Source organism: Leucobacter sp. G161 (assembly GCF_001482305.1).
Taxonomy (GTDB): domain Bacteria; phylum Actinomycetota; class Actinomycetes; order Actinomycetales; family Microbacteriaceae; genus Leucobacter.
In genome coordinates, this window is the sequence record NZ_LOHP01000054.1 from 1 (window position 1) to 17,871 (window position 17,871).

Below are 17,871 nucleotides of genomic sequence, written 5' to 3' on the forward strand. Positions count from 1 at the left end.
CGAAGGTGTGAGCTTTGCGCCGTTCCAGGTGCTCGCGACCGAGGGGCGCGCGCGGTACGCGGATCCGCACCCGTGGCACCCCGAGGCCATCGAGCGGCTCGCGGCAGCGGCCCCCGAACTGGTGCGCCGCACCAGGCACCTCACCGTGTCTCCCCCCGACGAGGCGCGCGTCGCTGCGGGGATCGCCTGGTGGGAGGAGCTCACGGGGGCCGGCGGCGAGGGGATGGTCGTGAAGCCCGAGGCCTCCGTGGTGCGCGGGCCGAAGGGGCTCGTGCCGCCGGGACTGAAGGTGCGCGGGCGCGAGTATCTGCGCATCATCTACGGCCCCGAGTACCTTGACCCGAAGAACCTCTCCCGGCTGCGGGAGCGTGACCTCGGGCGGAAGCGGTCGCTCGCGCTTAGGGAGTTCGCGCTCGGTGCCGAAGCGCTCGACCGCTTCGTGGTGGGCGAACCGCTGTGGCGCGTGCACGAGGCGGTCGCGGCCGTGCTCGCGCTCGAATCGGACCCGGTGGATCCCAGGCTGTAGCTCGGGGACTTGACGGGGCATGAGCGCCGTGGGCTAGGCTGGCCAGCAACGACACGGGGTGCCGCAACCAGCGGCTGAGATCAGACCCGTCGAACCTGCTCTCGGTAATACGAGCGAAGGGATGTCCCTATGCACGCACCATTTTCCATGCCCGCAGAAGCGCTGGGGGAGGTGACGGCAACACTGCTCGCCCGGCTCCGGCAGCGCGCGCCGCTCGTGCACAGCATCACCAACGGCGTGGTGCAGGGCTTCACCGCGAACACCCTGCTCGCGCTCGGAGCGGCCCCCGCGATGGTCGACATCACGGGCGAGGCCGGGCTCTTCGCCCAGGCAGCAGACGGGCTGCTCATCAACCTCGGGACGCCGGCCCCGGAGCAGCGCGATGCGATGCGCGAGGCCGTCGCGGGAGCGAACGCGGCCGGCACCCCGTGGGTGCTTGATCCCGTCGCAATCGGCTCGCTCCCGATCCGCACGGCGCTCGCGCACGAGCTCGTTGCGCTGCGCCCGACCGCGGTGCGCGGCAACGCCTCGGAGATTCTCGCCCTCGCGGGGCTCGGCGCGGGCGGCCGCGGAACCGACGCCGCCGACGCGAATACCGCGGCACTCCCGGCCGCGGCGCAGCTCGCGGAGGATCACGGCTCGGTCGTCGCCATCTCCGGCCCCGAAGACCTCATCCACACCACTGGCCGAACAATCCGCGTGCTCGGCGGCGACCCGCTGCTCACCCGCGTCACGGGCGGCGGCTGCGCGCTCGGGGCTGTCGTCGCGGCGTTCCTTGCGGTGCGCGAAGACACCGACGCGGTCGCGGCGGTCGCGGCTGCCCACGCCGTCTACGGTCTTGCGGCCTCGGCCGCCGCAGCGGTTTCGGCCGGGCCGGGAAGCTTCGCCGTGCGGCTGCTCGACGAGCTGTCGCTGCTCACTCCCGAGCGGGCGCGTGCTGAGGCACGGTTCGCTGAGTTCACGCAGGAGGCCCGCGCATGAAGCTCGACCTGTATCTCGTCACCGACGCCACCCTCTCGGGCGAGCGTGGGGTCGTGGAGACCGTGCGCCAGGCCGTGAACGGCGGCGTCACCATAGTGCAGCTGCGCGAGAAGCACGGCTCGGCTGCCGATCAGTTGCGCCAGCTCGAAGAGCTCGCCGAGGCGATCGACGGCCGCGCGGATCTCGTCATCAACGACCGCCTCGACGTTGCGGTCGCAGCACGCGCTCGCGGGCTGCGAGTCGGCGTGCACCTCGGGCAGGGTGATGACGCGGTGACGCGCGCCCGCGCGGAGCTCGGGCCAGACGCGATCGTCGGCTTGACCGCGAACACCCGCGCGCACCGCGAGGCCGTCGTGCTCATGGACCCCGGCACCATCGACTACCTCGGTGTCGGCGTGATCCGCCCGACGACGACCAAACCTGACCATCCGCCGGCGCTCGGCGTGAGCGGATTCCGCGAGTTTGCCGCGCACACCGAGTTGCCGTGTGTTGCGATCGGCGGCGTCCAGTTCGCCGATGTCGTCCCGCTCCGCACGGCTGGCGCCGCCGGCATCGCGCTCGTCTCGGCGCTGTGCGCGGCACCCCACCCGGCGGAAGCCGCACGTATGTTTCTTTCTGAGTGGCAGGAGGCCGCCCGATGACCGCAGTTGCAGTACCCCAGACCCGTCAGACCCCGAACATCCTCTCGATCGCGGGAACCGACCCGACGGGCGGCGCCGGCATCCAGGCAGACCTGAAGTCGTTCGCAGCGGGCGGCGGCTTCGGCATGGCGGTCGTCACCGCGCTCGTCGCGCAGAACACTCGCGGGGTGCGCGAGGTGCACGTGCCAGATACTGCGTTCCTCCGCGCCCAGCTCGACGCCGTCTCCGACGACGTGCGCATCGACGCGGTGAAGATCGGGATGCTCGCGAGCGTCGACGTCATCACGACGGTCGCCGCCTGGCTCAGCGAGGTGCGTGACCGCGACGCGACGCAGGGCGCCGTAGCGCATCCCGCGTTCCCCGTCGTGCTCGACCCGGTGATGATCGCGGCGAGTGGGGATCCGCTGCTCGAACCCGACACCATCGAAGCGCTGCGCGCGCTCGTGCCGCTCGCTGATCTTGTCACGCCGAACCTGTTCGAGCTCGCTGAGCTGGCAGGGGAGCCGCTCGCGGCTGACTGGTCTGCGGCGCTCGCCCAGGGGGCGCGCATCGCGGAAACCTACCGCGTCCGCGTGCTCGTGAAGGGCGGCCACCTCGCAGGCGACAGCGCACCCGACGCGCTCGTGGATCCGGCGGGGACGGTCACGGAGTTCCCGGGGGAGCGGATCCACACCCCGCACACGCACGGCACCGGCTGTTCGCTCTCGTCGGGTGTCGCGGCGCGGATCTCGCGTGAGCCTGGTGAATGGGCGGCCGCAATTCGGGAGACGAAGGCCTGGCTGCGCGAAAGTCTCCAGGCGGCAGCGCAGCTGAGTGTCGGTGAGGGATCCGGCCCGCTGCACCACCTCGTCGGGCTCTGGGAGCGGGGCGGGCTCTCCACCCAGCCCACCGCTGCCGCGATCCGCACCGAGTGGTGGGACCGTATCGCGCAGGTCCGCGAGGAGACCGAGGCGCTCGGGTTCATTCGGGGGCTGGCGGACGGCACGCTCGAGCGCGAGCACTTCCTCGAATACATCGCGCAGGATTCCGTGTACCTCCACGCCTACGCACGGGTGCTGGCGCGGGTGTCTGAGATCGCGCCAACACCCGAGGAACAGGCGTTCTGGGCGCGCGCCTCGCACGGCGCGATCATGGGCGAGCTCGAATTGCACCGCGCCAGGCTCGGCGACGACACCCCGATCCACGTCGCGACCCAGGCACCGTCGGCCGCGACCAGCGGCTACGTCAACCATCTGTTGGCCGCGAGTACCAAGGACTACGCGGAGGCCGCCGCGGCCGTACTTCCCTGCTTCTGGATCTACGCGGATCTTGGCCAGCGCCTCTTCGCTGGGGAGATCCATGAGCGGGCGCAGTCGCCTGACCACCCGTACGCGGAGTGGATCGCGACCTACGACGACGCGGGTTTCGCCGCCGACAACGAGACCGCGATCGGGTATGTCACGGCCACCGCCAGCGCTGCAACACCCGCGACCCGCGAACGGATGTGGCGCGCGTTCGAGGCCGGATCGATCTGGGAACGCGAGTTCTTCGGGCAGACTCCCGCGCGGTAGGTGGCCCGGGGCTGTGTGGCCGGGGCCCTTGTGGCCGGGGCTGTGTGGCCGGGGACCCGGCAGCGCGAGCCGCCTCACGTTATATCTGGGATCGACGTTCCCTATGCAACCCGCCCCAGGGATGTGGCATAGGGAACGTCAATCCCCTAGGTAACGCACGGCAGCTGGGGGCTGGGGGCTGGGATTGGGGTTGGGGCTGGTGCTGGGACTGGGGCTGGGATTGGCACTGGGCGAGTTCCCGGCCATAGTGCCAGCACGGGGGAGTACCTTGGGAGCAACAGGAGGCATCATGCGAGACATCAACGTGCAGTTGGCAACGGGCGAGACCGTGAAGTTCGGCGACCTGGCCCCCGGGCCGGTGCTTGTCGTGAACGTGGCCTCGAAGTGCGGGTTCACCCCCCAGTACGCGGGCCTCGAAGAGTTGCACCGGGAGTTCGGCCCGAAGGGTCTCGCCGTGATCGGGATGCCCTGCAACCAGTTCCTCAGGCAGGAGCCGGGGAGCAACGACGAGATCGCCGAGTTTTGTTCGGTGAACTACGGCGTCACATTCCCGCTGCTCGCGAAGGGCAAGGTCAACGGTCGCGGCACCGAGCCGCTGTTCAAGGAGCTGCGGCGCGGCAAAGATGGACTGGGTGCCGCCGGACTCGTGCGCTGGAACTTTGAGAAGTTCGTCGTCGAGGCCGACCCCGCAGACGGGAGCGCCCCGCGCATCCGCCGCTTCCGCTCCTCAACCGAGCCCGACGACCCGATGATTCGCGAGGCGATCGAGCAGGCGCTCGCGGGCTAAGGCCAAGCATCCGAGAGGGGCGGCATGGCGTTCAGAGAACGCCATGCCGCCCCTCTCGCTTTCCATGCGCTTGGTCGGTTGCGCCGCCTCGTCGGGCGGAGGTGCCGAGATTGGGCGTTGCGCAGAGCGTGCCCTGCAGCTACGCTCTACCCCACAAGGCTGCGCTACTTAATAATCAGATGAAGCGCAGGTTCGAGGGCTCGGTGCCCGCACCGCCCGATAGTCGCCGCCGCCGCCTCGGTGGGAGGCAGTGCGCACTGGGGCGGGAACGCTAGACGAAGAGGGGGCAATGATGTCGAAACCTCCACACGCGGCTGATGCTGATCGCGACTCATTGCCGACCGGTGAAGTCGAGCATTCCTCGTCACTCGCTCAGGCTCCGGCGGCTCCGGATACCGCGCTCCCCGACGTGAATCCGTTCACGTGGCGCAGCATTGCTGGCTTTTCGCCGCTCTACTTCGCGCTGTTTGCGATCGTGGTGGGCGTCGCCGGGTATACCGACAACCTGCCGGACTCAATGTTCGCGGGGTTCGCAATCACGATTGTGCTCGGCGGCGTGGTCATGTGGCTTGGCAACCTCGTGCCCGTGATCCGCGATTTCGGGTTGCCGACAATCATGTGTATCTTCTTGCCAGCCATTTTTGTGGTGTTCGGGTGGCTCCCCGAGAGCCTCGTCGCGATCGTGCAGAACTTCCTGGGCGGTTACAGCTTCTTGGCCTTCTTCGTGATCACTGTGATCACCGGCTCAATCCTTGGTATGCCGAGGGCCCTGCTGCTCAAGGCCGGGCCGAGATTCGCCGCGCCCATTCTTGGGGGACTCGTTGGCGCGTTTGGGATCGTCGGGCTCGTGGGGGCCGCGATCGGCTTCGGGTTCCTCGAGACGCTGCTCTTCATCGTCGCGCCCATCATGGCTGGCGGGATCGGGATTGGGGCGATCCCGATGTCAGAGATCTACGCCGGCAAACTCGGTGGCGACCCCGCCGACTTCCTCGGACAGCTCATGTCTGCCGTGTTTCTCGCGAACCTGCTCTGCATCGTGTGCGCGGGTATCTACAGCGGGCTCGGGCGGCGCAAAAAACAGCTCTTCGTCGGCTTTGACGGGCATGGGCAGCTCATGCAGGTCGCAGGAGCGCACAACGATCTGCAGATGCCGCCCAAGCGAACGGCTGCGACGTTCCTTGCGCTGGGGAAGGGTCTGACAATCGCGGCGGTGCTCTACACGTTTGGCCAGCTCGTCGGAGGTGTGGCCGATTTCCTGCACCCGTACGCCTGGACGATCATTGCGGCGGTGATCATCAAGCTGTTCCGTCTGTTTCCCAAGGATCTCGAGGAGGCCGCGACGGATTGGAGCGGCCTGATCACCTCATTCCTCACGCCCGCGCTGCTGGTGGGTGCGAGCCTGACCTATATCGATATCAACGAGGTGCTCATTGCGCTGTCCAACCCCGTGTTCATTCCGCTTATTGCGCTGACGGTTGTCGTGGCGGCGCTCTCCGCTGGCGTTGTGGGGTGGCTCGTGAAGCTCAACTTCGTCGAATCATCGATTACCGCGGGTCTCGTCATGGCGGACACGGGTGGCAGCGGCGACGTCTCCGTCTTGAGCGCCGCCGGCCGGATGCATCTCATGCCCTTCGCCGCGCTCACCACCCGGTTCGGCGGAGCGTTGGTGCTGTTCGTGACCTCAATCCTTGCGTCGTTTCTCTGATCGCAGAGTGCCGTGAGCGCGTGCGCGTGCGCAGGGCTGAGCGCGGTGGCCCGTCAGATCCGGGCGATCTCCTGCCTGGGTCGCACCGCGAGATCGGTAATCTGTACGTCGGCCGGCGCATCGACCACGAAGCGCACCGCGCCCGCAACCGATTCGGGGCGGATGTATCGGTCGGCCTCATACGCGTCGGCGGGGATGTTGCCCCGCAGCATCGCCGTGTCGGTCTGCCCGGGAGCGAGGGTGACGACGCGGATCCGGTGTGGTTCCTCATCGATGCGCAGCACGTCGGCGAGGCCGCGGAGCGCGTGCTTCGTGGCCGTGTACACCGCTGAGCCGGGGGCGGGCCGCGTACCGGCACCCGAGCCGATGAAGATCACGGTGCCCGAGGTGGCCCGCAGGAGCGGCAGCGTGAGCCGGGTGAGTTCGGCCGGTGCGGTGACGTTGAGTGCACAATAGTCTGCCCAGTCACCGGGTCGGGCGGCCTCAACGGACAGGGATCCGCCCCGTGCGGCAGCGTGCACGAGCACGTCGAGCCCCGTGAGCGATCCGACCTGCGCCGCGAGAGCGTTGCTATCGGTGATATCGAGCTCCCAAATGTCGGCGCCGGTCTCGGCCTTGAGTGCTTCGAGCTGCGCGGTGTTGCGGCCGACAGCGATGACCCGGTGCGTGGCGGCGAGGTCGCGCACGATGGCAGAACCCATCCCGCCGGTTGCGCCGGTGACGAGAGCGATGGGGCGGGAATCAGGCACTGAGTGCTCCTTCGGAGAGAGGTGATGATGCCGAGTGGATGGCGGTCTCGAGTCCGCTGCGCGAGACCCTGTCGGTTTCGCGCAGCATGGGCGGATCTGTGCCCGGCATCGGGCTGATGACGGTGCCGTGGAGAGTCGCGTCGACGGGGATCCCGCTGAAGTGGATCGCGGGGTCGAGCTCGCCGTCGGCGCCGATGAGGCGACCCGTCGCGGCATCGATGTCGATGCCGGCGGTCTCGACGGGCCCGGATCCGCGGCGCGCTGCGACGGTAAAGACACGTGCTCGACCGGCCTCGAGGAGCGACTGCGTGAGCGGATCGGCGCTTGCGCGAGCGTCGTGTGAGTGCATCCACGCGTCGATGAGCGCACGAGCGGTGACTTCGGATCCCGTCACGGCGGCAGAGCTCGCGACGAAGCCGCGTTCGTCGACGGTGAGGCGGGCGTCTGGACCGATGAAGTGCACAACCCCTGCGGCGGCCAACGCGAGCAGCTCGTTGTTGCGGAACGCTGGTGGCCCGGATCCGAGCATGGCGCCGAGCGCGGTGAGCAGGGTCGCGCCGCTGCTGCGTGACTCGGCATCGAACCCTCCGAGCGTGCCGACCTGCGCGGCGAACCCGCGCGCCGAGCTCACCGACCAGAACCCAGCCTTCGCGGGACTGTCCTCTCCGAGATCCACCTCGCGGAGGTCTGCCGCCACCCGGTCTGCCACCCAGGCGTCGAAGGCGGCCGGGTTCGCGAATGAGTGATCGACCGGGCTGATCTCGCCCGCCAGGTCGAGCCGGTGTGCGGGGTCGGGGATGAGTGGGGCAACAGCGTCGGTGACGAGCGCGACCGTACTGGTGATGTCGGCGGGGAGCGTGCCGTCGAGCACCGGTGCGATTGCGGCGCGAACCGCGCGCTCGAGCTGCGCGAGCACGGCATCAGGGTCGCTGCTGAGGGCATCGCCGAGAGCGGCAGGTGCGACTCGGCGCAGCGTCGCCGCGTGGGCAAGGAACGCGTCGCCGACGATGCGGGGCCACAACAACCGGTCAAAATCAATGGGGCGTGGCACCTCGCGCCAGTCGACTTCGCGGAGCAGGCGCTGCTCGGCGCGGGGCGGCAGCCCGCCGTAGCGGGATTTCGCGCGGAACGGGACCCCGCGCCGAGAAGTGACATGCAGGATCGGCTCCCGCCCAGAGGGAAGGTACGTGAGCCCGCCGGGTGCATCCGTGTCGGCGACATAGGTGCCGCCCCGGCCGAGCGTGAGCAGTGTGAGGGTGTCGAAGAACCCCATGCCGAGACCGCGCACGATCGCATGCTCACCGGGCAGGATCCCGTCAAGATCCTGTTCAACTGGGCTGCCATCGCGCACCCAGGTGAGTCCGGAGTGCTGTGCGACCCCGGCCTCAAGTGTGGCATCGGCACGTGTCGGAGTGCGCGGCAGCCAGCCGGTCGCTGCGATGACAGCGTCCACCGTGATCGAAGCCGCACCAGCCATAGTTGGACGATCGAGTGAGATGCGCTCGCCGCAGTCGTCCCGCTCGATGGCCGTCGCTCTCGCGCGGTGGTGGATCACCCGCACGCCAGCCGGGAGTTCGGCGACGGCTCGCTGATAGAACCAGGCGAGGTATTCGCCGTAGAGTGCGCGGCTCGGGTGCGACTCGGGTCGGAGCTGCGCGAGTTCCTCGCGGTAGTCGGCTGTGAGCCCCGGTCGCGCTGGATACTCGGCGAACGCGACAGTTCGGGCGCGGGGGATGGTGGATCCGACCGGCCCGGCGCTCGTCTCGCGTGCGAGCACGCACCACTCGAAGAGCGTGGGCCCCTCGATGACAGGCCCGGTCACGGTTGCCCCGGGCTCGGTGAAGAGGGTCACGGCGTCCGCGAGCGTGTTCATGCAGAGCTCGCGGGTCTGGTCGGTGCGCCAGATGCGCCCGGGCCCCGGCTGCGAATCGTCGATGAGGTGGAGCTCGAGTCGTGGCTCCTGCGGCCGCGTCGATAGGTGTGCCCCGAGGCGTTCGATGAGTGAGGCGCCGCGCGGGCCGAGGCCGATGATGGCGATGCGGGCCTGGCCGTCGGACGCGCTGGGGGAGGCGTGGGAGTGCATCGGGAGAGGACCACCTGAGGTTCGCTGAAATTATGGCTGCCATAACCCTAGCTTGGGTTGTTGTGCGAGCGCTTGGTGCGGCCGCGTGGGTTACGGAGTGTGACAGGGCGTGCGGGTGCCGCGTTGCGGTGGGCCGCCTGGCCGTGCAAGGATAACTTCTTGTAATACCTCACAGAAGTAAAACCTATGCTTCGTGAGGGCTCGCCTCAACCAACGGAGACACCACACATGCCACGCATTCGCCGCGCGCACCTCGCCGCGCTGTCCCTTGCCGCCACGACCGCGCTGCTCGTGGGCTGCGCGGGCGGAGCGCCCAGCAGCGAGACTCCCGCGGGCGAGCCGGTCACGGGCGGAACCCTGAGCTACCTCGAGCCGCAGACGTGGACGACGCTGTACCCGCCGGCCGGCGGCTTCTACCCGAACGGCGGCATCGTGAATAACATCACCGATCGTCTCCTCTACCAGGATCCCGAGACGCTCGAGCTGGAACCGTGGATCGCGACGGAGCTGCCCGAGGTGAACGCCGACGCCACCGAGTACACGTTTACGATCCGCGATGACGTCACCTACTCTGATGGCTCGAAGCTCACCGCCGAGAATGTCGTCAAGAATCTCGACCTCTACGGCAAGGGCGACGCGGATCGTGCGCTCACCCCCTCCGAGGCGATCAACAACTACGACCGCGGCGAGGTCGTCGATGCGACGACGGTGAAGTTCCACTTCACCGCCCCATCACCCGGCTTCGCGCAGGCTGTCTCCACGATCAACTCCGGGCTCGTCTCAGACGCGACGCTCGACCTCAACAGCGAGGGCTTCGGCCCAGGGAGCGCGACCACAGTCATCGGCAGTGGGCCGTTTGTCGTCGCCGACGAGAAGATCGGCACCGAGACAAGCCTCACCGTGCGCGAGGACTACGACTGGGCACCGGCAGGTGCAGCGCACGAAGGCCGCGCCTACCTTGACGGCATCAGCTACGTCGTCGCAGCCGAGAACAGCGTGCGCGTGGGCACCGTCGTTGCACAGCAGGCCGACGTTGCCCGGCAAATCCCTGCCCCCGACGAGCCGCAGTTTTCCGCTGACGGTCTCTCGGTGCTCGCGGCATCGACGAACGGTGTGACGAACAGCCTGAACTTCCGCTTCACGAACCCACTGCTCAGCGACGTCAGGGTGCGGCAGGCGATTATCGCTGGTATCGACCGCGAGAAGATCGTCGAGACGCTCTTCACTGACAGCTACCCCCTCGCCACCGGAGCGCTCGCGACGACGGCGCTCGGCTACGTTGACACGTCTGAGTACTACACGTACGACCCAGCGGAGGCAGCGAAACTGCTCGCCGACGCCGGATGGAAAGCCGGCAGTGACGGCGTGCTCGAGCAAGACGGTGAGCGCCTGAGTCTCACGTTCAACGAAGCGATGCCGCAGCCGCGATCGAAGGAGGTCGTCACCCTCATTCAGGAGCAGCTCGGAGAACTCGGGATCGAGGTCAACCTCTTCTCCGGCGACTACGCCGCGCAGACCGCTGCGAGCCTCGACCCGGATACCGTGCAGGTGTACCACTCGATGGTCGGCCGCGCCGACTACGACGTGCTGAAGTCGCAGTTCTTCTCGACGAACCGCAACACGCTGCTCAATTACGACACCGCGGGCGAGCAGAACGCTGACCAGCAGCTCGACGACCTGCTCGCGAAGGTCGCGTCGGCGCCGACACCCGAGGAGCGCGCAGCCGCATCCGAAGCAGCGCAGCTCCACCTCGCCGAGCAGGCATACATCCTGCCGCTCTTCGAGGAGCCGCAGGTGTTCGGGCTCACTGATGCCGTGCAGGGGTTCGGCACCGAATCGGTCGGCAGGCCGAACTTCTACAACACCTGGCTGAACCGCTAACCACGCTCAGCCCTTCACTCCCCAAGACCCGAAAGGAACGTCCAGATGCCGTACATCGTGAGGCGCGTGCTGCAGGCGCTCGTCGTGCTGCTGCTCGCCTACACGGTCGCGTACGTGCTGCTGTCGGCGCTGCCGGGGGATGCCGTGCTCGCTCGCTACGGCAACCCCGAGCTCGGGCTGTCGCCCGACCAGCTTGACGCGATCCGCCAGAGCTTCGGCGCGGACCGCCCGCCGCTCGAGCGCTACGTCGACTCAATCTGGGCGTTCCTGCGGGGTACCTCGGGTACTCAGTGAACAGCGGCGCGGCGGTGACGACGCTCCTTGCCACAGCCCTCCCGTCGAGTCTGGTGCTGGCGCTGTCGAGCCTCGTCGTCGCCGTGTTCCTCGCCGTGACGATCGCGTTTACCGCGAGCTACGGGGGAGCGGCGTGGCTGCGTCGCTTCTTCCGCGGCCTGCCGCCGCTGTTTGTGTCGCTCCCGGTGTTCTGGATCGGCATCATGCTCATTCAGATCTTCTCCTTCCAGCTGGGTCTCGTGCCCGCCATCGGGGCGACCGGGCTGCAGGCCCTCGTGTTGCCGGTGTTGACGATCGCGATCCCGATCGCCGCTCCGCTCGCGCAGGTGCTGCTGCGCTCGATCGACGAGGTGCGGAGTCAGCCCTTCGTGGCCGTCGTGCGGGCGCGCGGCGCGAGCACATCGTGGCTGCTCTGGCGGAATGTCGCACGCAACGCTCTGCTGCCCACGCTCACGATGGCAGGCGTACTGTTCGGCGAACTCGTTGGCGGCGCGGTCGTCTCCGAGTCTGTGTTTGCGCGGGCAGGGATCGGGCAGCTCACCGCGCAGGCGGTAGCCACGCGTGACACTCCGGTGCTGCTTGCGATTGTCGTGCTGGCTGCGCTCGTGTTCGTGATCATTAATCTCGTCGTCGACCTGCTGTATCCGGTTCTCGACCCCAGGCTCCGTGCGGCTTCCGCGACGGTGGCCGCGCCAGTGAAGGGGGCAGTGCGATGAGCATCCTCACCAAGCCGAGCACGCAGCGGGGGTCCGTGCCAGGTCCAACGCCGCCGGGGTCCCGCGGTCGCAGGCGAACGCGTGGCACCCTTGGCCTCGTGGTTCCCGCCGCCGTCATCCTCCTGGGCCTCGCCTGGGCGATCGCGCCCGGCCTGTTCGCGCATGGCAGCCCGACCGAGACCGTCGGGCCCGCACTCCAGAGCCCGAGCCTCGCGCACTGGTTCGGGACGGATGCCACGGGGCGTGACCTCTACACGCGGGTCATCTTCGGTGCCTCCCAGTCGATCGTCGGTGCGCTCGTCGCGGTGCTCGTCGGCCTCGCGATCGGCACGACGATCGGCGTGCTCGCTGGCTCCGTTGGCGGCCTTGTCGACGAGGCGCTCATGCGGCTCATCGACGTGCTGCTCGCGATCCCTGCGCTGCTGCTGTCGCTGAGCATCGTGATCCTCCTCGGCTTCGGCACCACCAACGCGGCCATCGCGGTCGGTGTGACCTCGATCGCGGTGTTCGCGAGACTCGCGCGTTCGCAGGTCGTGAGCGTCAGGGTGAGCGAATACGTCGAGGCCGCCTACGGCTCAGGCGGCACCTTCTGGTCGGTGCTCTGGCGCCACATTCTGCCGAACTCACTCACGCCGGTCATCGCGCTCGCGGCTCTCCAGCTCGGATCCGCGATCCTGCAGATCTCGACACTGGGCTTCCTCGGCTACGGAGCGCCGCCGCCCACCCCCGAGTGGGGGCTCCTCATCGCGGAGGGCCGCAACTACGTCGCGACCGCCTGGTGGCTCACCGTGCTGCCTGGGCTCGTCGTCGTCGCCATCGTGCTCGCCACCAACCGACTCAGTCACTTCATCCGAGGAGGAGATCCAGCATGAGCGAGACCCAACTGCTCAGCGTGCGCGACCTGCGCGTCGCATACGCCACACCCGCCGGCACAGTGGACGCCGTGCGCGGCGTTTCCCTCGACGTTGCGCCGGGCAAGGTCACCGCGCTCGTGGGTGAATCCGGATCGGGCAAAACCACCGTCGCTCAGTCGGTCATCGGCCTGCTTGCCGGCAATGGCAGCGTGACCGGCGGCGAGATCACCCTCGCGAGCGCGGCCCGCGGAACCGAACGCCTGACAGGGCTCTCGGAACGGGCGTGGCGCGGGGTGCGCGGTCAGCGGATCGGCCTCATCCCGCAAGATCCGGGCAACTCACTGAACCCCGTCACGCGCATTGGAACGAGTGTTGGCGAGGCCCTCCGCATCCACGGCTGGCGCAACCGCCGCGCCGTTGAAGCGCGCGTGCTTGAACTCCTCGACCGCGTCGGCATCGACGACCCCGAACGGCGGGCGCGGCAGTACCCCCATGAACTGTCCGGCGGGATGCGGCAGCGCGTGCTCATTGCGGCGGCGCTCGCCCTCGAACCCGAGCTGGTGATCGCTGATGAACCGACGAGCGCACTCGACGTCACGATCCAGCAGACCGTGCTCGATCTCCTCGACCGGCTGCGCCGCGAGACGGGCATGGGGGTGCTCTTCATCACCCACGATCTCGCCGTCGCTGCGGACCGCTCCGATTCGATCGTCGTGATGCGCGGGGGAGCGGTACAGGAAGCGGGAGTTTCCGCCGAGGTGCTCTCTCACCCCCAGTCCGACTACACGAAGCAACTGCTCGCCGATGCTCCCTCGCTCGCGCAGGTTGTGGTGCGGGAGCGGATCGTCGCCGCCGAGCCGCTCGTGCGGGTGACCGGGCTCAGGCAGGAGTTCCAGACCCCTCGCCGTGGCGCCCCGTTCGTCGCCGTCGATGACGTCTCCTTCAGCGTGCCGCGCGGCACCACGCACGCGATTGTCGGTGAATCAGGTTCGGGGAAGACGACGACGGGGCGCGCGATCGCCGGCTTCCAACGGCCGACGGCGGGCACGATCACCGTCGGTGACACCGAGGTGACCGCGGGCCGAGTCGCCCGCGACTTCCGGCGGCACACGCAGCTCGTCTACCAGAACCCATACGGCTCCCTCGATCCACGGCAATCGATCGCCGCTGTGCTTGGAGAGCCGCTGCGAAACTTCGGCATTGGTGCTCCGGCAGAGCGTGCCGATCGCATCGCGCACGCCCTCGAACTCGTGGCGCTCGCACCCGAGATGGGGCAGCGCAAGCCTCGCGAGCTCTCCGGCGGGCAGCGGCAGCGCGTCGCGATCGCCCGCGCACTCATCGTCGAGCCCGAACTCGTCGTGCTCGACGAGGCAGTATCGGCGCTCGATGTGACGGTGCAGGCTCAGATCCTCAGATTGCTTGCCGATCTGCAGCGCGATCTCGGCCTCACCTATATCTTCATCTCGCACGACCTCGCGGTGGTGCGCCAGATCGCCGACACGGTATCCGTGCTGCAACGCGGGAAGCAGGTCGAGTCCGGGGACGCCGCGCGGGTGTTCGCGGCTCCCGAGCACGACTACACGCGCACGCTGCTCGCCGCGATCCCCGGAGGCGGGGCGGGTAGCGTGGGAGCTCCTGGCGCCACGCGCACCAGTCACGCGGCGCGTGCCGCAGTCGCCGCGCGTGATCTGCTCACCGAAGCCCGCACTGACGCTGAACTCGCGGGAGCGAACCGATGAGCTTCGGGCTGCGACCGCGCAGCTCGCCATCCGAGACCCGCCCGGCCACACTCTCACACCTCAAGGAAGCCTCATGACCGAGACCACGAACGCCGACCTCATCGACCTCCTGGCTGGCATCCTCCCGGGCGACACGCTCGAGGGGATTCGCGACCAGCGCGCCCAGGCGCGAGAGAACGCACAGCGCAGCTTCTCAGCACTGCTCGAACCCGCGGAACCCGGGAGCTTCCCGCTCCGCGAACGCTACGCCATCGCTCTGTTTGTCGCGCAGCTGCACCGGTTCACAGCAGCCGAGGCCTTCTACGCCGACGTGCTCGGCGACGAAGCTCCCGAACTCGTGACGGTGATCCGCGGGCTCAACGAACAGGCCGCCTCACACGGCCCGGTCGGCGCATACCGCGAACCTGGACTGTACGCCGAGAGCGTGCTCGCCCTGCCGTGGGAGCCCGACACTGTCGCGGCAGGGGCACTCGGTACACGTCTGGCCGCTGCGTTCACGCATACCCACCTGCTTGTGTTCAGGCCGCGCGAGGCAACGCCCGCGGCGCTCGCCGCCCTCGTCGATGCCGGTTGGTCCGCTGACGATGTGGTGTCGCTGTCGCAGCTCGTGTCGTTCCTCGCGTTCCAACTGCGTGCGGCCTGGGGGCTGCGTGCACTGAGCGGGGCCTCGAAGGGTCGGACGGCCACCGGACCCGCCGCCCACATTGCGCCACAGGCGGCGAGCACATCGCCCGCGGGTACCGACTTCTCTGCACGTGGCGAAGACCTCATCACAAGCTACCCCGACCTCAACCGTCCTCACGCCTTCACGCAGAACAGCCTCGGCTGGGTGCCGTGGCTCGCGCCGGTGCCGGAGACAGAGCTCACTGCCGAACAACGCGGTGCGCTCATCGATCCGCAGCGGGCGAAGATGCCGTACTTCCGGTTGCTCGCGCGCGACCCACAGGCGCTGCATGCACGAACGCTCACGGACCTCGACATCTTCTTCAACGTGACCGGCGGCATCGGCCGCGCCGAGCGCGAGCTCGCCGCGACCGCAGCGTCCCGGCACAACGGTTGCGTGTTCTGCGCGTCGGTGCACTCCGCTGCAGCGACACGAGAGTCCGCGGGCGCTGACGGCGGCGGCCGCGGCGACAGCGTGCAGCGGCTGCTCGACGAGGGGATCAGCGCAGACCTGGGCGACCCGGTGTGGAACGCAATTGTGCGTGCCTCCGTGTCGCTGACGAACACCCCGCTCGCATTTGGCGAGCCGGACGTTGCCGCACTGCGCGCGGTCGGGCTCGACGACGCGGAGATCGTCGACGTCATCAACGGGGCGGCGTTCTTCAACTGGGCCAACCGACTCATGCTGTCGCTCGGCGAACCCGAAGTGCCGGCCCGGAGGGCGCGGGCATGACCGCGCGCCTCGACCACATCGTCATCGCCGCACCCGACCTTGCAGCGCTGGTCGGCTGGTTCGCCGTGCGCACCGGTGTGGTCGCGCAACCCGGCGGGAGGCATCCGACAGGGACCCAGAACGCGCTCGTCGCGCTGACCGTTGGCGGCCAGCGCGGGCCGCAGTATATCGAACTCATCGGCCCCTACGATGACGCCGGTGACGCGCCGCGCCCGACAATGTTCGGCATCGACCGGCTTACCGGGCCGGCCGTGCAGACGTTCGCGGTGCACCCGGTCGACATCGATCGGGCCGTGCACGACGCGCTCGCCGTTGGCTGGGAGACCGGACCGGCGCGCGAGCTGTCGCGGAGCACACCGGAGGGTGAGCTGCTGCAGTGGCGACTCACCCAACAGGCCGAGGTTCCGGCGCGACTCGACGTCCCCTTCCTCATCGATTGGGGCGCCACCCGGCACCCGGGTGAGACCGTCGCCCCGGCCCTCGAACTCGTTGAGTTTGCGAGGCTGGAGCCGACCGCGGAACGTGCGGAGGCGCTGCGCCGCGAGTACGCGGCGGTCGGCGCTGAGCACATCGATGTGCGCGTTGCCGAGCGTGCCGGCTACCTGCTCAAGCTGCGCACCGCCGCGGGCGAGGTCGTCGAGTTTCGGCCAGAGCCGGGCTAGTCGGCCGAGGGGGCCGCGGGCTCAGGCCGGCGTTCCGAGAAGAAACGGACGACGTTCGGGTCGACGATCACGTCGCGCGGCTGCAGGGGCCGCGCGAGGTAGAGGCCGTCGAGCGAGCGCACGCGGCTGAGCGCGACGTAGGTTTGCCCGGCGCTGAAAGCGCGCGGCCCGAGGTCGATCTCGGCGGCATCGTAGGTGTGGCCCTGCGACTTGTGGATCGTCACCGCCCAGGCCAGTCGCAGCGGGAACTGCTCGAACTCGGCGACGACCTCCTTCTCGAGCTTCTTCGTTTCGGCATCGTAACGGTAGCGGAATCGCTCCCACGTGGTTGGCTCGACCTCGTATTCCTCGTCGCCGACGTCCACCCAGACGGTGCCCTCGATCTTCGAGACCGTGCCGATGGTGCCGTTCACCCAGCGTCCGTCGGGGTCGTTACGTAGGAACATCACCTGCGCGCCCTTTTTCAGCTCGAGGACTTCGTCAGCCGGGTACGTGTTCTCGCGGAACTCGCCGGTGATCTCGGCTGCGGCCTTCAGGCCAGAGCCCTTGATCTCGGCCAGGCGCTGCGCGTTGATGCGGTTCACGGTTGCGTTCGTGGTTGCGAGGGTGATGACGTCGCGCGGCGCCGGCCTCGCGCCCGCCGCGTTGAGCTCGTTCGCCTGCGACTCGTCGACGACGCCGTAGCGCACGGCGCCCAGGATCTGCTTGAACCGGTCATCGCTCTGGCGGTGCACCTCGGTGAGCTCGATGACGTCGAGCGGGTTCTCCTGCCACACCTTCGAATCAAAGAACCAGAGCGAGCGGTAGGTGTCGTCGAAGTAGGCGCGCTCGTGCGGATCGCGCGGCGGCACCGGTGGAAGTTGGAATGGGTCGCCGAACATGATGATTTGGGCGCCGCCGAACGGATCGTGTCGTTTGCCGCGTGCGAGCCTGAGGGAGCGGTCGATCGCGTCCATGAGATCGGCGGACACCATTGAGATCTCATCGATGATGAGCGTGTCAATCGAGGCGAGCATCTTCTTCAGCTCGGCCGGCTGGTCGAGGTCATGATCCGCAATGACGCCCGTGGGGAGGCGCAGCAGCGAGTGGATCGTCTGCCCGCCGACGTTCAGCGCCGCGACGCCCGTTGGCGCGCAGACCGCGATGATCTTCGACGTGTTCCACGAGAGGTGGTTAAGGATCGTCGATTTGCCGGTTCCGGCCCGACCCGTGACGAAGATGTGTTCGCGCGTATGCTCGATGCGCTCGTAGACGGCGAGCTGTTGTGGGCTGAGATCTGGGCGAGACACTCGAATAGGCTACCTCGC

General features: G+C 68.4%; 13 protein-coding genes, 2 pseudogenes and 1 riboswitch. Of the genes and pseudogenes, 12 read left to right on the top strand and 3 right to left on the bottom strand.

The genetic code is table 11. The features are described from left to right. The 6 genes and pseudogenes from AUL38_RS06190 to AUL38_RS06215 form a co-directional block, all read left to right on the top strand. Nucleotides 1-526 (top strand): annotated as a pseudogene (locus tag AUL38_RS06190) (polynucleotide kinase-phosphatase); the annotation flags it as partial. 44 nt (nucleotides 527-570) lie between these two features. Then, nucleotides 571-665: riboswitch (TPP riboswitch) on the top strand. After that, the gene (gene thiM, locus AUL38_RS06195; RefSeq protein WP_235590627.1) at nucleotides 656-1,507 is read left to right on the top strand and encodes a hydroxyethylthiazole kinase; all 852 of its coding nucleotides are present in this window, start codon (nucleotides 656-658) and stop codon (nucleotides 1,505-1,507) included. It overlaps the preceding riboswitch by 10 nt. Beyond that, entirely contained in the window at nucleotides 1,504-2,148 is a 645-nt protein-coding gene (gene thiE, locus AUL38_RS06200) for a thiamine phosphate synthase (RefSeq protein WP_059060161.1), read from the top strand. The genes thiM and thiE overlap by 4 nt, the downstream gene beginning before the upstream one ends. Beyond that, nucleotides 2,145-3,698 (top strand): bifunctional hydroxymethylpyrimidine kinase/phosphomethylpyrimidine kinase, encoded by a 1,554-nt coding sequence (locus AUL38_RS06205; protein WP_059060163.1) that lies wholly within the window; start codon nucleotides 2,145-2,147, stop codon nucleotides 3,696-3,698. The genes thiE and AUL38_RS06205 overlap by 4 nt, the downstream gene beginning before the upstream one ends. A gap of 289 nt (nucleotides 3,699-3,987) precedes the next feature. Further along, nucleotides 3,988-4,485, top strand: a complete 498-nt coding sequence (locus AUL38_RS06210; RefSeq protein WP_059060164.1) for a glutathione peroxidase — start codon at nucleotides 3,988-3,990, stop codon at nucleotides 4,483-4,485. A gap of 289 nt (nucleotides 4,486-4,774) precedes the next feature. Beyond that, on the top strand, nucleotides 4,775-6,190 hold the full coding sequence (locus tag AUL38_RS06215) for a 2-hydroxycarboxylate transporter family protein (protein WP_059060166.1): 1,416 nt from the start codon (nucleotides 4,775-4,777) through the stop codon (nucleotides 6,188-6,190). Nucleotides 6,191-6,243: 53 nt separating this feature from the next. On the opposite strand, the gene AUL38_RS06220 is transcribed toward AUL38_RS06215, so the two are convergent. Together AUL38_RS06220 and AUL38_RS06225 are read right to left on the bottom strand one after the other, a co-directional pair. Then, entirely contained in the window at nucleotides 6,244-6,939 is a 696-nt protein-coding gene (locus AUL38_RS06220; protein WP_201023697.1) for an SDR family oxidoreductase, read from the bottom strand. Further along, nucleotides 6,932-9,022, bottom strand: coding sequence for an FAD/NAD(P)-binding domain-containing protein (locus AUL38_RS06225; protein ID WP_059060168.1), 2,091 nt, complete (start codon nucleotides 9,020-9,022; stop codon nucleotides 6,932-6,934). The genes AUL38_RS06220 and AUL38_RS06225 overlap by 8 nt, the downstream gene beginning before the upstream one ends. Before the next feature lie 228 nt (nucleotides 9,023-9,250). Here AUL38_RS06225 and AUL38_RS06230 point away from each other — a divergent pair, with 228 nt between their 5' ends. From AUL38_RS06230 to AUL38_RS06255, 6 genes and pseudogenes are all read left to right on the top strand, one after another. Beyond that, the gene (locus AUL38_RS06230) at nucleotides 9,251-10,903 is read left to right on the top strand and encodes a TIGR04028 family ABC transporter substrate-binding protein (protein WP_059060170.1); all 1,653 of its coding nucleotides are present in this window, start codon (nucleotides 9,251-9,253) and stop codon (nucleotides 10,901-10,903) included. 45 nt (nucleotides 10,904-10,948) lie between these two features. Beyond that, nucleotides 10,949-11,913 (top strand): annotated as a pseudogene (locus AUL38_RS06235) (ABC transporter permease). Then, the gene (locus tag AUL38_RS06240; protein WP_059060172.1) at nucleotides 11,910-12,785 is read left to right on the top strand and encodes an ABC transporter permease; all 876 of its coding nucleotides are present in this window, start codon (nucleotides 11,910-11,912) and stop codon (nucleotides 12,783-12,785) included. The pseudogene AUL38_RS06235 and the gene AUL38_RS06240 overlap by 4 nt, the downstream one beginning before the upstream one ends. Next, on the top strand, nucleotides 12,782-14,506 hold the full coding sequence (locus AUL38_RS06245) for an ABC transporter ATP-binding protein (protein ID WP_083506650.1): 1,725 nt from the start codon (nucleotides 12,782-12,784) through the stop codon (nucleotides 14,504-14,506). The genes AUL38_RS06240 and AUL38_RS06245 overlap by 4 nt, the downstream gene beginning before the upstream one ends. 73 nt (nucleotides 14,507-14,579) lie before the next feature. Continuing rightward, the gene (locus AUL38_RS06250; RefSeq protein WP_059060174.1) at nucleotides 14,580-15,902 is read left to right on the top strand and encodes an alkylhydroperoxidase domain protein; all 1,323 of its coding nucleotides are present in this window, start codon (nucleotides 14,580-14,582) and stop codon (nucleotides 15,900-15,902) included. Beyond that, nucleotides 15,899-16,564, top strand: coding sequence for a VOC family protein (locus tag AUL38_RS06255; RefSeq protein ID WP_059060176.1), 666 nt, complete (start codon nucleotides 15,899-15,901; stop codon nucleotides 16,562-16,564). Before AUL38_RS06250 ends, AUL38_RS06255 begins: the two co-directional genes overlap by 4 nt. Here the strand turns inward: AUL38_RS06255 and AUL38_RS06260 are convergent. Continuing rightward, nucleotides 16,561-17,853, bottom strand: a complete 1,293-nt coding sequence (locus AUL38_RS06260; RefSeq protein WP_059060178.1) for an ATP-dependent RecD-like DNA helicase — start codon at nucleotides 17,851-17,853, stop codon at nucleotides 16,561-16,563. The two genes, AUL38_RS06255 and AUL38_RS06260, sit on opposite strands and share 4 nt — an antisense overlap. Nucleotides 17,854-17,871 lie beyond the last annotated feature (18 nt).

Bases quoted from the DNA above. Each gene is read 5' to 3' on its own strand.
- thiM (WP_235590627.1), top strand. From the start codon at position 656: ATGCACGCACCATTTTCCATGCCCGCAGAAGCGCTGGGGGAGGTGACG.
- thiE (WP_059060161.1), top strand. From the start codon at position 1,504: ATGAAGCTCGACCTGTATCTCGTCACCGACGCCACCCTCTCGGGCGAG.
- AUL38_RS06205 (WP_059060163.1), top strand. From the start codon at position 2,145: ATGACCGCAGTTGCAGTACCCCAGACCCGTCAGACCCCGAACATCCTC.
- AUL38_RS06210 (WP_059060164.1), top strand. From the start codon at position 3,988: ATGCGAGACATCAACGTGCAGTTGGCAACGGGCGAGACCGTGAAGTTC.
- AUL38_RS06215 (WP_059060166.1), top strand. From the start codon at position 4,775: ATGATGTCGAAACCTCCACACGCGGCTGATGCTGATCGCGACTCATTG.
- AUL38_RS06225 (WP_059060168.1), bottom strand. From the start codon at position 9,022: ATGCACTCCCACGCCTCCCCCAGCGCGTCCGACGGCCAGGCCCGCATC.
- AUL38_RS06230 (WP_059060170.1), top strand. From the start codon at position 9,251: ATGCCACGCATTCGCCGCGCGCACCTCGCCGCGCTGTCCCTTGCCGCC.
- AUL38_RS06240 (WP_059060172.1), top strand. From the start codon at position 11,910: ATGAGCATCCTCACCAAGCCGAGCACGCAGCGGGGGTCCGTGCCAGGT.
- AUL38_RS06245 (WP_083506650.1), top strand. From the start codon at position 12,782: ATGAGCGAGACCCAACTGCTCAGCGTGCGCGACCTGCGCGTCGCATAC.
- AUL38_RS06250 (WP_059060174.1), top strand. From the start codon at position 14,580: ATGACCGAGACCACGAACGCCGACCTCATCGACCTCCTGGCTGGCATC.
- AUL38_RS06255 (WP_059060176.1), top strand. From the start codon at position 15,899: ATGACCGCGCGCCTCGACCACATCGTCATCGCCGCACCCGACCTTGCA.